This is a genomic window from Nocardioides sp. R-C-SC26 (assembly GCF_021246465.1).
In the GTDB taxonomy this organism is placed as follows: Bacteria; Actinomycetota; Actinomycetes; order Propionibacteriales; family Nocardioidaceae; genus Nocardioides.
Genome location: NZ_JAHRHK010000002.1, coordinates 49,045 through 63,548, shown reverse-complemented (window position 1 = coordinate 63,548; position 14,504 = coordinate 49,045). Strand labels below are relative to the sequence as shown.

The following is a 14,504-nucleotide window of genomic DNA, read 5'->3' as shown; positions in this document are numbered from 1 at the left end:
GGCGTCCGGCTCACCGGGTCTCGTGACGGTCGCAGAGCGACCTCCTCGACCGCCAGTCGACCGTCCCCGGCTACCGCACACCCAGCCCCGGCACCAGCCCCGGCAGCGCGAGCAGGTTCTGCCACAGCCCCTTCGTCGGGATCCCGCCGTCGCAGAACACGATGTTGCACTGCGGATTGGTGACGAGGTTCGTCAGCAGCACCGATGGATCGAGGAAGTTGCGCGGGTCGAGGTCGAAGGAGATCGGATCGCCGCGGTACGGCCCCGCGTCGGGCACGTCGACGTCCTGCACGGCGGCCATCAGCTCGCGGAAGAAGGTCCACTGCATCTCGTCCGGCGCCGCACCCAGGACGACGCCGGGGTTGAGAGCGAGGCTGCCGAAGTAGCCCGTGGTCACCACGGTCATGTCGAGGCTGGGGATCATGACGACGAGCTGGCCGCCGGTGCCGTTCATCTCGTAGGCGTCGACCGGGGCGGACGGGATGGCGCGTCGGTTCAGCGTCTGCGCGGCGGGGATGTCGGCGCTGGTGCACGAGGTGCCGCGGTTGGTCCAGAACAGCAGGCCGTAGCAACCGTTGGTGCCGGTGGGGCGGCTGACGGCGCGCACGTAGGAGCGCGGCACGATCTGCTTGCCGGCCCACCGGCCCTCGTTGCTCATCAGCAGCCCGAGGCGCGCGAGCTGCCCGGGAGTGAGGAACAAGTTGCTGTAGCCGTAGGCCATGCCCGAGCGGTCGCGCAGCCACAGGTAGCTGCCGTCGCTGATGCCGATGGGCCCGAAGAGCCGGCGTTGGGCGAAGGCGATCAGGTCCTCGCCGACCGCGCGCTGCACGACGTAGGCGAGCAGCGCAGGCCCGAGCTGGGAGTACTGGAACTTCGCACCGGGTCGGTACACGAACGGCTGGGCGAGCGCCTCCCGAGCGAGGTTCGGGTCGGTCGCCGTGGACGCCGCCTCAGCGAGGATCGACTGCCGGGTGCCGCTGGTCTGGGTGAGCAGCTGACGCACGGTGATCGCCCGGTGCGCGGCGTCACCCCAGCCCGGCCCGGTCGGCAGGTGGCGGCCGATCGGGTCGTCGAGCGCCAGCTCGCCGTCACCGACCGCGATGCCGGTGAGCAGCGACGTGACCGACTTGGTCACGCTCCACACGTTGTTGTGCACCGACGACGTCAGCGCCGTCAGCGGACTCTGGGACACCAGGCAGTTGTTGCGGAAGACCTGCACCGAGAGCCGCAACCGCAGGCTCAGCATGCTGACCGCACGAGCGACCTTCGCCGCATCCAGGTTCTGCTCCGACGGCTTCGCCGCGCCGAAGGCCTGCCCCGCGCCGGGCAGGGCGCAACTGGTCGGCGGACGCGGAGTCGTCGCGGCCGCGGACGCCGTGGGCACGGCGGTGAGGGCGGCACCCGCGATCAACACCGCAGCGACAGATCCGGCCAGACGCATCCGCTTCACCGCAGTCACCTCATCGTCTCCATGGTGGATTCCCGCGGACGCTACCCCAGCACGCCGACCCGCCCCGGTCATCGAGCCTGTCGGGATGCCGGACGCCACCCGCCCCGGTCATCGAGCCTGTCGAGATGCCGGACGCCACTCCGCCGGCGGGCGTCTCGAAGCCCCCGCACCCGACAACGGCGGAAGACCCCGCACCCCACCAGCCACGACTACGATCACCCCAACGTCGCGTGCCGGTGACAGACCGTGTCAGGCATGGAGGCGTCGGACCGAAGGACGTGACGATGACGTCGTCCAGCCCTTCGCCCTCACGTGACTGAGGGCGAGAACGCCAGGCTCGTTGCCTGGAGCCGTGAGATGCGCGCGGTGCACGATCGACTGCGCGAGGCCCTGCACGTGACTCGTGAAGCGGTCATCGCCGGCGACCCCACCGAGACCGCGACCCGCGACCTCCAGCTGTTCTGCCACGGCTTCTGCACGGCCCTGACCCAGCACCACGAGGGCGAGGACCGCGAGCTGTTCCCCACGATCGCCGCAGCCCACCCGCACCTGCGAGAGACGTTGCGCAAGCTGGAGCAGGACCACGCGATGATCGGCTACCTGCTCGCGGGACTCGAGCGCGCCGTCGAGCAACGCGCCGGTCCGAGCGAACTCGACCGCCATCTGGAGGGCATCGCGGCCATCATGGAGTCGCACTTCGGCTACGAGGAGCGTCTACTCCTCTCCGTGCTCGACTCCCTCGACCTGCGAGCCGACGTCCACGACGTCTTCGGCCCACTCTGAACCAGCCCACCACCCGAACCGAAGGAAACGCGATGTCCCGAGTCCGGCTCGACCTCAACATCTCCCTCGACGGCTACGTCTCCGGCGGGCAGAGCCCCGAGCAGCCCATGGGCGAGGACTGGGGTCCGCTGATGGCGTCCTACGTCGCGACCCGCAGCGTCCGCTCCCGCACCTTCGGAGACACCAGCGGCGCCGGCACCACCGGTGTGGACGACGGGTATGCCGCCCGCTACGCCGAGAACATCGGCGCGGAGATCCTCGGCGCCGGGATGTTCGGCTTCCACGCCCATCCCGACGACGCCGACTGGCAGGGCTGGTGGGGCGAGGAGCCGCCCTTCCACTGCCCGGTCTTCGTGCTGACCGGCACCGCCCCGCGCCCGGACCTGGAGATGCAGGGCGGCACGACCTTCCACTTCCGCAACGCGCCCGTCGAGGACGTGCTCGCCGAAGCCAAGACGGCCGCAGGCGGCGCCGATGTCCGGATCGGCGGGGGCGTCGGCACCGCCCGCACCTTCCTCCTGGCCGGGCTGGTCGACGAGTTCCACGTGACCGTCACCCCGATCATCCTCGGCCGCGGCATCGCCGTCTGGGACGACCTTCGTGGCCTGGAGTCCGGCTACGCCGTCGCCACCGAGGTCGCCGAGAGCGGCGCCATCCACCTCACGTTCTCGCGGTAGGCAGACGGCCTCTGCGGCACCCCTTGCGGTGCAATGACGCACCTTCGATTCGATGAATCACATATGGGCGTGGCGGAAGCTATCGGACCCGTTGCGTAGCGTCTCGACCATGGAGACCACTATTGCGGTGATCGCGGCGCTGGCGGCGGTCGCAGCCGCTGCTGCGGCTGCGGTGTCGGGCCGATTCGTCTGGCAACAGGTCGGCGAGATGAGACGGCAGACTGACCTTCAGCAGGCGATCTCGGAGGGTTCGTCTTCGCCCTACATCTGGGCCGACGTTCGCCTTCAATCGCGGAATGGTTGGAACTTGGAGTTCGTTGTCGGCAACTCCGGTTCGACCGTCGCAACGGACGTGCGGGTGCTGATCGACCCACCGTTGCCAACCGATCACGAGGGTGAATACCTCGAGGCAATGCATCAGCGCCTGCGTGACGGTCTCTCGTCGCTCGCACCCGGGCGCACTCTTCACTGGACTCTCGGACCCTCGCCTGCCCTCGTGAACCGGACTGGTTCGTTGGCCCACAGCGTCCGCATTTCCTGCGAAGGCCCTCATGGAGCGGTGCCGGTCAACAAGTACATCATCGACCTGGCTGACTTCCGTGAGTCCGTGGCGCGTCACGATGGCACGCTGGTCGACGTGGCGCGTGAGATCGCCGCGCTGACGAAGAAGCTGCCGGACCAAAGCAAGCCATTCCGGGTCGAGATCGACGACGCTGACGCCTGAGCACGGCGAAATGGGCTCCGTCCGGTTGAAACTGGGCGGCGTGGCATTCCGCTTACCAGCGGCGGCCGTGCTCTCGGACGAACTCGGCCGTGTCATCTGCCGCCTTGGTCGCCCTAGCCACGTCGTTGCCGAATGCGGCGAGCATCGCCCAGTCCGGCGTGATCTCGCCGGCGATGCGGGTGGCAACGCCGTTTCCTGCGCGGTCAGTTCTGTCGTCTAGGACGAACTCACCCATCCACGGCGCATTGCGCGACGGTTCACGGACAGCATCGACGGCGACGTAGGAGGCCAGGCATTCCAAGCGGTCGCACGCCTCAGCGTATGCCGCGTCGTCGGGCAGGACTCGGTTCACCGCGTCCCGGGCGTCCAACCGGAGCACGTGGCTAGCGGGGTAGATCCAGCGGGCCCCTTCGCCCCATCTCGGCATTTGGTTGAGCCAGGTGGGCTCCAGCAACCAGATAGGGCGTAGAGCATCTGCCGCGCACCGTGGAGTGCGGTCGTTGAACTGCGGCCGCCAGGTCGGCTTGGTGAGGAGTTCGGCGAGGATGCCTTCGCGTTCGGCCGCAATCGCGGCGACGCCGGCGACCCACAGGGCCAGGAGCGCCGGGTAGTGCCGGTAAGAGTCGAGGTACTCGTTGAAATTCCCGTCGATTCGGCTGCGGGCTGTCATGAGCCGTTCGATAGCGCTGAGCCAGATGCGGTCGTGAGCACCGTCGTCGTGGAATATTCCAGTGGCGAGCAGGTGCAGCAGGGTGTCGGACTCGGCGCGCATGGAGGCGAGGGCGTGGTCGTAGGCAGCAGGCACGTCCGGTTGGGATGTAGACCGGGAACCTGGCTTGGTCGGCGATCCACGGGACAAGGCGGTCGGTCTCGGCGTGGATCGTGTCGGCGACCTCGATCCGTCGCACCGGGTCGTGCAGGACCCGCTTCAGTCGTGCCACCGCCATGTCACGGGTCAGGGGTGGCGCCGCGAGCCGATCGAGCGCGTCTAGTTGACTGGTAAGCGTCCCGAACAGGGCGTCCGCGGTGACGTTCGAGATCAAGCCGCCGTCTTGTTGTGCGATAAGCCGGCGGGCCTTCCCCGAGGGGCTGGAGTAGGCGCCCCAGAAAAGGGGGTACCGGCGGGTGGCGCGGCGTTCGAGGGCAGCGACGAGGGCGTGGTCCCAGTCTGCTGACCAACCCGAGACGATAAGGCCGTATTCGTCGAAGACCCGGTCAAGGAGGTGGTCGTAGGCCTCGGGATAGGAGGAGAGTTCGTCGACGGTGTTGCGCTGTTCCAGGTCAAGGTAGTCGCCGTGGAGCTTAACGATGGTGACTCTGGAGTGCGCAAGCGGAGTTGCCGACTTGACTTGGTCAGGGTTATGGATGACCTGGGGTGAGATGCCGAGGTCTTCGAGGGCACGCTCCATGAGCCGGTCAAAGTTGGTGGTCAGGATGACTCTGATGGACCCTCGCGCCGCCAGGGATGCGATCGCTCGGTGGGCGGCGGTGGGATGCTTCGCACCGGCCTCGCGGTCCTCATCCGATGGTTCGAAGTAGCCGGCGAGCAGGGCTTGGCGCGCTGCCGAGGTGGAGGCTAAGGACCCCAGGAGGTTCGAGTAGCCCAACGGCGCGCCGTCACCGTTCTCGCTCCACCATCTCTCTGGATCACCAGCGGCGGCGTCCACGGCTGCCGGGTCGTCGGGTTGGGTTGCTGCGGCAGCACGACGAACCAGATCCACGACCACCTGCCACCCCGTGGGAATACCCGCGGCCGTCGACACCCCGGACCCCAAGAGCAGCGCGTAGACGCCTGGGCAGGCATGAACACCCGTAGCGAGAGCAACCGCTGGACTGAGCGCACGACCAGGTACGACCGGCACCATGGCCTCCGCTGCGACTGATTCAGGTTCGGGTTTCGTCACGCTCACAGTGTTGCGCGGAACGCCGACCGATTCCGAAAGGTCACCAAGAAGGCGACGCCCACGGTCACCTGGACGCGGCATCGCAGCGGTAACAGACGGTTAGGGGGCGCCCATAGTGGGTGGCGTGCCGCGGAAGCTACACGCCTGCGACGTAGGCAGTGAGGAAGTGGACGCCGTGGCGGTCGAGGTTTCCTCGGGCACGGTCGTAGTGCTCGGTGGTTCGCGGGTCAGCGTGCCGGGCGAGGATCTGAGCGTCCCGCAGCGGGACGCCCGCGTCGAGGGCATTGGTGATCGCGGCGTGGCGCAGCGAGTGCGGGCTGATGTGTCGCGGGATCTCTGCGGCTCGGGCGATGCGCTTGACCATCCGATACACGTCACGTCGATCAACTGGGTTGCCGGTGAGCGGACGCAGGATGAGGGGTCCGGTACTCCTCTCGCCTCGGCATGCCTCAAGGACTCGCAGAACCGGGACTGTGATTGGCATGGTGGCGGGCTTGTTGCCCTTGCCGACGAGGCGCAGGACGCGGTGGCCACGCAGTGTCTCGGCGTAGTCCTCGATCCGGACCGCTGCCGCCTCCGGGGCCCGCAAGGCGTTGATGCCCAGCAGGTAGGCGAGAGCGCCGTGATGGACGGTGATCGTCTTGGCAACCTGGAGGAACCGTATGAGCTCGAGCCGGTCGAGTCCTTGGGTACGCGACTCGTCACGATGCACCTCGGGTAGCCGGGCGTAGACCGCTGGGTCGGTGGAGGTGAGGCCGTCGATGTGGGCGAATCGGAAGTACCCGCGCACCCCATGCATCATCGTGCCGACCGACGGAGGCCATTAGGCCACCTTCGGACAGCGAGCGGACGTAGAGCTCGACGTGTGCACGCTCTACGCCGATCAAGGCGTCAATCCCGTTGGTCTCGCACCAGGCGAACCACCGGCGCAATTGGTAGGCGTACAGGCGGTGAGTCAGTCCGGAGTAGCGGGCGAGGAACGAGACGGCGGCAAGTTGCGCGGGCGTCAGGTTTGCTGGCTGGAACGGCATCAGCTCCCGAAGAGCGTCTTGGCTGGTCATGGAGTTCTCCGCGGCGATGCCGGGGTGACCTGCCGTGCTCGCCGTCGACACGACGAGGTCAGAGAATCGACGCTACGCGCAGCAGTGGCACCCGACGGTGTTGATGAGTCGGCTGCTACCAAGCCGCGCAAGCGGCGGAAAGTCGCGGAGCTGCAAGTCCGTTGAACCGGTGGGAGGCGACGATCTGACGCGGGGCGTCGACCCTGCGGAGAGATTCCTCAGGGTCGACGCTGTGACTTCGTTCAGCCGCTACGCGACCTCCGCGTCGGACTCGCCCTTGACGACCGCGGCGATCTGCTTGGCCACCTCGTCGATCGACGTTTCCGCCGTGCTCAGCGCCACCTTGTCGGCCAGAGACGGGCTGTGCGCTCGTACTTGGTCGGCGGAGAGGGCGTGCCAGATCGGCAGGAGGGACTGCTCACCAGCGACGTTGCGGGTGACGAGTCCGTCGAGTTCGTGGTTGGTCCAGCCCTTGGCGAAAAACGTCTCCGAGAGCACGACGATGCCGAAGCGACTCGCGCGGATGCCTTCGTCGATCTTGCGCCGCAGACTGTCACCGAGGCGAAGCTCGGTCTTGTCCAACCACACCGTCACGCCCAGCTCAGCGAGAGCGTTGCGTAGCGGGATGGCCACCGCCTCCTTGTCCTCGCTCGCGTGGGAGATGAACACATCCCAGGTCTGACCACCCAGCACGTCGCCCTCGGGCTCGACCGGCTCGCGGACCTGCACGTCCCTGAGGCGGTTCTCCTGCCGCAGCGCCGGAAGCATGCCGGGCGGCGGAGGCTGAACTGCGACGCTCGCGCGCACACGGCCTGCGAGACCGCCCAAGTCCACCACGACAAACCAGTGCCCACTGCTTGGGATGGCGAGCCTGGCGGGCGACTGGGTCGCCTTTCCCCCTTGGTAGGAGTAGCGGCGGCCGGACTTGAAAGACCTGTAGTTGGAAGCCGTCATCAGGCGAACGTTGGCCTGCTTGTCGAGCGTGACGACTGCAGTGGCGCCCTTCTTCTGCTGCTTCAGGTCGAAGTAGAGGTGCTGCATGGTTGCCTCACTTCTTGTCGCGCGGCGGGTTCGGGTCGTTACCCGGCGCGATGGTGTCGGAGTCGCGGATCCTGCCGTCGCGGCCGTGAATCCTCACCTCGCCGCCGCCGGCGTTGCGGACGATCTCGCGGGCGCGGTCCTGCGCCTGCTTCTGGGTGGAGGTGTGGGCGCTGGCCTTGCTGGAGCCGGGCTTCTTGACGTCCCAGCCGCCGTTCTTGCCTGGCACCACATGCCGGTTGTTGTTGCCGCTCATGATCTTCTCCTCGAACTGTTCATCCGAGGAGGAGCGCCCGGCGTCTTCCCGCCGGGCAGGGGTCTCCGTTAGGCTCTTGGTCTGCTGGTTCCCAAACTATGCAGACCGACGGTCCTTGACCTCGGATATGAAGAGGCGACCTCGTTGGAGCGGGGTCGCTTCTTTGTTTCTTGTTGCTGACCGGCCGGTCGCTGGATCCGAGCCACGCGCTGCCCATGCTTCAGGGACGAGCCTCTGTTTGAACTGACTCGTCTCTGCATCACGGCGATCGTCGGTATGACGCGCGTCGCATCTGCCCCCAACCTGTTCTTTCGGGAATGATACACCCAGACATGTTGTAGTGTGTAACGAGATCGGTGACAACTGTGCGAGTCGAGTATGACGACCCGAAGCTAGAGCGGTTGTGCACCGACGACGCCTGGATGCGGCGCAAGCGGGCAGATGTCGCGAAGAAGCTTCCGCTCCGAATCAAGGCGCTGGAGACAGCAAGCACCGTGGGGGACCTTCCAACGATCGACCCGCTTGGCAAGTGGCACGAGTTGAAGGCTGACCGCCCGGGGCACTGGGCAGGGAAGGTGAGTGACAACTTCCGGCTGATCTTCCGCCCCGAAGGAGACGGGGAGACATGGGAAGCACACGTAGTAACCGTCACTGAGATCACCGACTACCACTGACCCATCGGCACACGCCACTGGCACAGGAAGAGCCGAAAGGAGTGAACACCATGACGAACACCAACTACGCAGTCGCTCCTGGCGCGTACCTCGAGGAGTGGATCGACGAGTACGACCTTTCCCAGCAACGCGTGGCCGACATGCTCGGCTGCAGCCGCAAGCAGGTCAACGAAATCATCAACGCACGTGCGCCAATCACCCCCGACACCGCCATGCGACTCGAACGAGTCGTCGGGATACCGGCAGACGCGTGGCTGCGATACGAGGCTTTGTACAAAGCGGACCAGACCCGAATCGCCGAGGAACAGGAACTCGCGAAGTACGCGGACCAGATCGATCCGGAAGCCGCCAAGTACCTCCGCAAGATCGGCGCCACGAAGGCGACCAAGACAACTCCCGGTCAGTTGGTTTCCGACTTTCTAGCGTTTCATCGCTGCGGAACATGGAGCGCATACGAGTTGCTCAACGAGACCGCGAGCCAAGGCGACTACGCACTAGCCGCACTCAAGCAAGGAGCGAATGTCCCCATTGAGCCAACGCTGCTTTCAACTTGGTTGCGCGCGGGCGAGCAAGCCGAAGGCTTCGAGGCAGGCCGGCGCTTCAACTATGACCCCGCCGAGCTGCAACGCATCTTGCCCGACCTTCGCGCACGTGCGGCATTGTCTGACGCAGACCTCTTGAATGACTTGGCAGAGATGCTCGCCCGAGTCGGTGTCGTCTTCATGATGGTCGAGCCTCCGGCCAAGTTCCCACTACTCGGGATGACCAGATGGATCGACAAGAAGGTCCCCGTCATTCAGCAAACGGGCCGATGGGGCAAGGACGGCTTCATCGTTTGGACCCTCTTTCACGAACTCGGCCATGTACTCAACGATCCACGAGGAGAGATGCACTTCGACTTCAAGTCGGAGAAGCAAAGGAACAGCGTGGCGGAGAAGAACGCGAATCTCTTCGCCAAGGACACCCTCTTCGGCCAGGGCGGAATGGAGCAATTCCAAGGTCATACCTCCGACCGTGCCATCGAGCGAATCGCTCGCGAGGTCGGAGTGTCGCCCGGTGTTGCAGTACATCAGATGCATCGCATGAGGCTGCTCGACTACAAGTGGGGCAACAAGTTGTGCGTGGACCTCCGCGGGACGTTCACACGCTCGGCGTGGTAGGTGAATGCGCGCTCGGGTGGGGATCAACGGCCTGCCAAGACAGCCGCCGGCGCTACCGCGCGACTCCGATTGAGCGCCGTGATTTTGGAGCGTCGGCAAGCGGCGCGTCCGTCCGTGGAGACGGGAATCGGTTTCCGATTCGCTCCTGCACCTTGGCCATACGAGGCGGACCAAGCGCGGCCTGGTCGCGGCCAAGGCCGCATCGACGGCTCGATGGGCCACTCGTCGGACATTTGCTGCTGTCGCTCATACGTGCGTCTTTGTGGGCGAAGTGACGCACCTCAGCGCACACGCGATCCCGAGGCCAGCCGCTGGAGAGACATGTCACCGAATTGCAGCGAGCCCGGGCGAGGTGAGTACCTCGCCCGGGCTCGGATGACGCTGCCTCAGGTCAGCTGCAGCCGCTGGTGGAGCCGCAGCCCTCGCAGACGTAGCAGGAGCCGGCGGGTCGCATCTTGGTGCCGCAGGTCATGCAGAGCGGGGAGTCGACGGCGGTGCCGGTGATCTTCTCCAGGAGCTCGGCAGAGGTCTTGGCCTCGTGGGTCTCCGCCTTGGGGGTCTCGACAGGCTCGACCACCGACGACGTCTCGACCACCGGGGTCTCGACAAGCTCGACGACCGAGGCCTGGGGGGCGCGAGGAGCGTCCTCCAACAGCTCGGCGGCGTTACCGGTCTCCTCGGCGAGCAGCTCGTAGGAGCCGGTCTCGAGGTGGCGCTGGCGCTCCTCGGCCGAGTAGATGCCGAGCATCGAGCGGGCGTCGAAGTCCAGGTAGTCCAGCGCCAGACGACGGAACACGTAGTCCATCAGCGACTGCGCCATCCGGACGTCGGGGTCGTCGGTGAGACCGGCCGGCTCGAAGCGCAGGTTGGTGAACTTCGAGACGTAGGTCTCCAGCGGGACGCCGTACTGCAGACCGATCGAGACGGCGATCGAGAAGGCGTCCATCACGCCAGCCAGGGTCGAGCCCTGCTTGCCCAGCTTGAGGAAGACCTCGCCGAGCTCGCCGTCATCGTGGGCACCCGAGGTCATGTAGCCCTCGGCCCCACCCACGGTGAAGGACGTCGTGCGGGAGTCGCGCGACTTCGGCAGGCGCTTGCGGGTCGGGGCGTAGACGACCTTCTCCACCACCTTGGTCTCCGCGGCCTCGGCCACGGCGGCCTCGGCGTCGGCGGCGTCCTTCTTGGCCTTGCCGCCACCGTCGGCCAGCGGCTGACCCACCTTGCAGTTGTCGCGGTAGACCGCAGTGGCCTTGAGGCCGAGCTTCCACGACTGGAGGTAGACGTCCTCGATCTCCTCGACCGAGGCCGACTCCGGCAGGTTCACCGTCTTGGAGATCGCGCCGGAGAGGAACGGCTGGCAGGCCGCCATCATCCGCACGTGGCCCATCGGCTTGAGCGAGCGCGCGCCCATCGCGGTGTCGAAGATCTCGTAGTGCTCGGTGCGCAGGCCCGGGGCGTCGATGACGTGGCCGTGCTCGCCGATGTAGTCGACGATCGCCTCGATCTGCTCGGGCTGGTAGCCCAGCTTCTTCAGCGCCCGCGGAATGGTCTGGTTGACGATCTGCAGGGAGCCGCCGCCGACCAGCTTCTTGAACTTGACCAGCGAGAAGTCCGGCTCGATGCCGGTGGTGTCGCAGTCCATCATGAAGCCGATGGTGCCGGTCGGCGCGAGCACCGAGGCCTGGGCGTTGCGGAAGCCGTTGACCTTGCCGAGCGCGACGACCTGGGCCCACGCCTCGGTCGCGGCCTTGTGCACCGCGCCGTCGGCGATCGCCAGGGTGCGGACGTCGTCGTTGGCGGCCTGGTGCTTGCGCATCACGCGCTGGTGGGCCTCGGCGTTGCGGGCGTAGCCGGCATAGGGGCCGACGATGCCGGCGAGCTCGGCCGAGCGCTTGTAGGACTGGCCGGTCATCAGCGAGGTGATGGCCGCGGCCATCGAGCGGCCGCCCTCGGAGTCGTAGCCCAGGCCCATCGCCATCAGCAGCGCGCCGAGGTTGGCGAAGCCGATGCCGAGCTGGCGGTAGTCACGGGTGGTGACGCCGATCGCCTCGGTCGGGAAGTCGGCGAAGCAGATGGAGATGTCCATCGCGGTGATGATGATCTCGACGGCCTGGGCGAACCGGACAGCGTCGAAGGTGTCGTCGTCCTTGAGGAACTTCAGCAGGTTCAGCGAGGCCAGGTTGCACGAGGAGTTGTCCAGCGACATGTACTCCGAGCACGGGTTGGACGCGGTGATGCGGCCGGTCTCGGGGTTGGTGTGCCAGTCGTTGATCGTGTCGTCGTACTGCAGACCCGGGTCGGCGCAGGCCCACGCCGCCTCGGAGATCTTGCGGAAGAGCTGTCGGGCGTCGACGGTCTCAATGACCTCGCCGTTGGTGCGCGCCCGCAGGCCGAACTCGGTGCCGTCCTCCACCGCGCGCATGAACTCATCGGAGACGCGCACCGAGTTGTTGGCGTTCTGGTACTGGACCGAGGTGATGTCCTTGCCGCCGAGGTCCATGTCGAAGCCGGCGTCGCGCAGGACGCGGATCTTCTCCTCCTCGCGCATCTTGGTCTCGATGAACTCCTCGATGTCGGGGTGGTCGACGTCGAGCACGACCATCTTCGCCGCGCGGCGGGTGGCGCCGCCGGACTTGATGGTGCCCGCCGAGGCGTCGGCACCGCGCATGAAGGAGACCGGGCCCGAGGCGGTGCCACCGGAGGAGCGGAGCAGCTCCTTGGAGGAGCGGATGCGCGAGATGTTCAGGCCGGCGCCCGAACCGCCCTTGAAGATGAAGCCCTCCTCCTTGTACCAGTTGAGGATCGAGTCCATCGAGTCGTCGACGCTGAGGATGAAGCAGGCCGAGACCTGCTGCGGCGAGGCGGTGCCCACGTTGAACCAGACCGGGCTGTTGAAGGAGAAGTACTGGTTGACCAGCAGCCAGGTGAGCTCGTGCTCGAAGACCTCGGCGTCGGCGTCGGTGGCGAAGTAGCCGTGCTCGATGCCCGCCGCGGTGTAGGTCTTCACGATCCGGTCGATCAGCTGACGCAGGCTCCACTCGCGCGCCTCGGTGCCCACCGCGCCGCGGAAGTACTTCGTGGTGACGATCGTGGAGGCGTTCAGCGACCAGGAGGCCGGGAACTCCACGCCGCGCTGCTCGAAGACGGTCTCGCCGGTCTTCCAGTTGGTCTGGACGACGTCGCGACGCTCCCAGGTGACCTCGTCATAGGGGTGCGTACCCGGGGTGCTGAACACCTGCTCGATGCTCAGGCCAGCGGCGGCGTCGCGGGCGGTCTCGGTCATGAGCGCGTCTCCTCAAAGGTGGTGCTGTGGTGGGCGTGGTGATGAGTCTGGTGGTGACCACCGACATTCCTGCGGTACCCGCAGCAGCGGGACCGACCGGCTCGGGGACAGCCGGATGTCGGGGGCCGATCGGGCGCGGGGAAGGTGCGCACAGGGTGGGGGCGGGGCGGGAGCGACGAACACGGGGAAGCGTGGTGGAACGCGAGGAAGAGACGGGGAGATGGTGCGCCCGGCAGGCAGCTTCCCCACTACCTGCCGGGCGGATCGGGGTCAGCCGGTGGGAACCGGCTGGGGGGCGTCTGCCCGCGGGGGCGAGACGTCGTCGTCGATCGCGGGCGCAGCCTCGGCGTGCATCTCGGCGATCTCCTGGATGAAGTCGTCAGCGGACTCGAAAGCGCGGTAGACGCTCGCGAACCGCAGGTAGGCGACCTCGTCGAGCGCGCGCAGCGGCCCGAGGATGGCCAGGCCGACCTCGTGGGCGGGCAGTTCGGCCGCGCCGGAGAGACGGAGGGCGTCCTCCACCTCCTGGCCCAGGCATGCGAGCTGGTCCTCGGTGACCGGGCGGCCCTTGCAGGCCTTCCGCACGCCGCCGATGGCCTTCTCGCGGTTGAACGACTCGGTCGCACCGGAGCGCTTGAGCACGGTCAGCTGGACCTGCTCGACCGTGGTGAACCGGCGCTCGCACGCCGAGCAGGTGCGCCGGCGTCGGATCGCGGAACCGTCGTCGGCGACCCGGGAGTCGAGGACACGGGTGTCCACGCCGCGGCAGTAGGGGCAGTGCACCGCGGTCTCCTCTCCGACGTTGTCGACAACTACGCAGAACCTGTGGATAAAGTCCCGCTCGATGTGCACCAGATCCGATCCGATGTGGACTAGATGTGGATAACTACATCGTTGTAACTACTAGATGTTGTGGCAACCGTACGCCTCGGTCCGCAGAGACGCAAGAGGTGGATCAGCGTGTCTGCCGGCGATCCCGACGAGGGTTCCCCGACACGCTCGGACACGACGTCTGACCCGTCGACGGCCGGCTTTCCCACCCCTGCGGGTGAGCACCGCGGCGGCGTCGCGGGGCTCGCGTGGGCTCCGGGTCGGAGCCCGGGTTGCCTCGTCGGGGAGAATGGGCGCCGTGAGTCAGGCACCGCGCACCGGCGGAGGCGGGCGACGAGCCGAGAAGGCGCCGTCCAGCACCGCCCTCCGCTCGCTGCTGCCCCTGGCTCTCGCGGGCACCGCGGCGCTCGTCGCCTGGGGGTTCCTGGTGTACTCCGCGATCGACTTCGGCGTCGCCGCACGCGACGGCAAGGGCGCGGCCTGGCTGTTCCTCGTGCTCGCCGGACTCGGCGCCGTCGCCTGCCTCTTCCTGGCGCTGCTGCTGTTGTCGCGGATCACGCGGGCGCTCGGCATCACCTCCGCCCCGCCACCACGTCAGCCGAAGCCCCCGCGAGAGCCCCGTCAGCCGGGCGGACGGCGAGCGGCGCGGTAGGTCTGTCGGCT

The 14,504-nt window shown here is 67.0% G+C and carries 13 protein-coding genes and 1 pseudogene; 6 read left to right on the top strand and 8 right to left on the bottom strand.

Annotation, left to right across the window (positions count from 1 at the left end; genetic code table 11):
• Positions 1–70: 70 nt before the first annotated feature.
• Positions 71–1,441, bottom strand: coding sequence for a serine hydrolase (locus tag KSO97_RS01995; protein WP_232676487.1), 1,371 nt, complete (start codon positions 1,439–1,441; stop codon positions 71–73).
• Between the two features lie 366 nt (positions 1,442–1,807).
• Between KSO97_RS01995 and KSO97_RS01990 the strand changes: the two genes are divergently transcribed.
• From KSO97_RS01990 to KSO97_RS01980, 3 genes are all read left to right on the top strand, one after another.
• Entirely contained in the window at positions 1,808–2,233 is a 426-nt protein-coding gene (locus KSO97_RS01990; RefSeq protein WP_232676194.1) for a hemerythrin domain-containing protein, read from the top strand.
• Positions 2,234–2,265: 32 nt separating this feature from the next.
• The gene (locus KSO97_RS01985; protein ID WP_232676193.1) at positions 2,266–2,910 is read left to right on the top strand and encodes a dihydrofolate reductase family protein; all 645 of its coding nucleotides are present in this window, start codon (positions 2,266–2,268) and stop codon (positions 2,908–2,910) included.
• A gap of 109 nt (positions 2,911–3,019) precedes the next feature.
• On the top strand, positions 3,020–3,634 hold the full coding sequence (locus tag KSO97_RS01980; RefSeq protein ID WP_232676192.1) for a hypothetical protein: 615 nt from the start codon (positions 3,020–3,022) through the stop codon (positions 3,632–3,634).
• Positions 3,635–3,686: 52 nt separating this feature from the next.
• Here the strand turns inward: KSO97_RS01980 and KSO97_RS01975 are convergent, their stop codons facing one another.
• The 5 genes and pseudogenes from KSO97_RS01975 to KSO97_RS01960 form a co-directional block, all read right to left on the bottom strand.
• On the bottom strand, positions 3,687–4,439 hold the full coding sequence (locus KSO97_RS01975; RefSeq protein ID WP_232676191.1) for a hypothetical protein: 753 nt from the start codon (positions 4,437–4,439) through the stop codon (positions 3,687–3,689).
• 292 nt (positions 4,440–4,731) lie between these two features.
• Positions 4,732–5,499, bottom strand: a pseudogene (locus KSO97_RS18420) (SIR2 family protein); the annotation flags it as partial.
• A gap of 175 nt (positions 5,500–5,674) precedes the next feature.
• The gene (locus tag KSO97_RS01970; RefSeq protein ID WP_232676190.1) at positions 5,675–6,328 is read right to left on the bottom strand and encodes a tyrosine-type recombinase/integrase; all 654 of its coding nucleotides are present in this window, start codon (positions 6,326–6,328) and stop codon (positions 5,675–5,677) included.
• A gap of 520 nt (positions 6,329–6,848) precedes the next feature.
• Positions 6,849–7,640 (bottom strand): DUF1883 domain-containing protein, encoded by a 792-nt coding sequence (locus KSO97_RS01965; RefSeq protein WP_232676189.1) that lies wholly within the window; start codon positions 7,638–7,640, stop codon positions 6,849–6,851.
• Between the two features lie 7 nt (positions 7,641–7,647).
• Entirely contained in the window at positions 7,648–7,893 is a 246-nt protein-coding gene (locus KSO97_RS01960; protein WP_232676188.1) for a DUF2188 domain-containing protein, read from the bottom strand.
• A gap of 356 nt (positions 7,894–8,249) precedes the next feature.
• On the opposite strand from KSO97_RS01960, the gene KSO97_RS01955 reads away from it, so the two are divergent.
• Together KSO97_RS01955 and KSO97_RS01950 are read left to right on the top strand one after the other, a co-directional pair.
• The gene (locus tag KSO97_RS01955; protein WP_232676186.1) at positions 8,250–8,567 is read left to right on the top strand and encodes a type II toxin-antitoxin system RelE/ParE family toxin; all 318 of its coding nucleotides are present in this window, start codon (positions 8,250–8,252) and stop codon (positions 8,565–8,567) included.
• Between the two features lie 50 nt (positions 8,568–8,617).
• The gene (locus KSO97_RS01950) at positions 8,618–9,727 is read left to right on the top strand and encodes a HigA family addiction module antitoxin (RefSeq protein ID WP_232676184.1); all 1,110 of its coding nucleotides are present in this window, start codon (positions 8,618–8,620) and stop codon (positions 9,725–9,727) included.
• 391 nt (positions 9,728–10,118) lie between these two features.
• On the opposite strand, the gene KSO97_RS01945 is transcribed toward KSO97_RS01950, so the two are convergent.
• Positions 10,119–13,010 carry a vitamin B12-dependent ribonucleotide reductase gene (locus KSO97_RS01945; RefSeq protein WP_232676182.1) on the bottom strand — a complete coding sequence of 964 codons (2,892 nt, stop codon included), beginning with the start codon at positions 13,008–13,010 and terminating at the stop codon, positions 10,119–10,121.
• Between the two features lie 270 nt (positions 13,011–13,280).
• Positions 13,281–13,793 (bottom strand): transcriptional regulator NrdR, encoded by a 513-nt coding sequence (gene nrdR, locus KSO97_RS01940; RefSeq protein WP_232676180.1) that lies wholly within the window; start codon positions 13,791–13,793, stop codon positions 13,281–13,283.
• Between the two features lie 346 nt (positions 13,794–14,139).
• On the opposite strand from nrdR, the gene KSO97_RS01935 reads away from it, so the two are divergent.
• Positions 14,140–14,493: a hypothetical protein gene (locus KSO97_RS01935; protein ID WP_232676177.1), complete on the top strand. Its 354-nt coding sequence runs from the start codon at positions 14,140–14,142 to the stop codon at positions 14,491–14,493.
• The last annotated feature ends 11 nt before the right edge of the window (positions 14,494–14,504 follow it).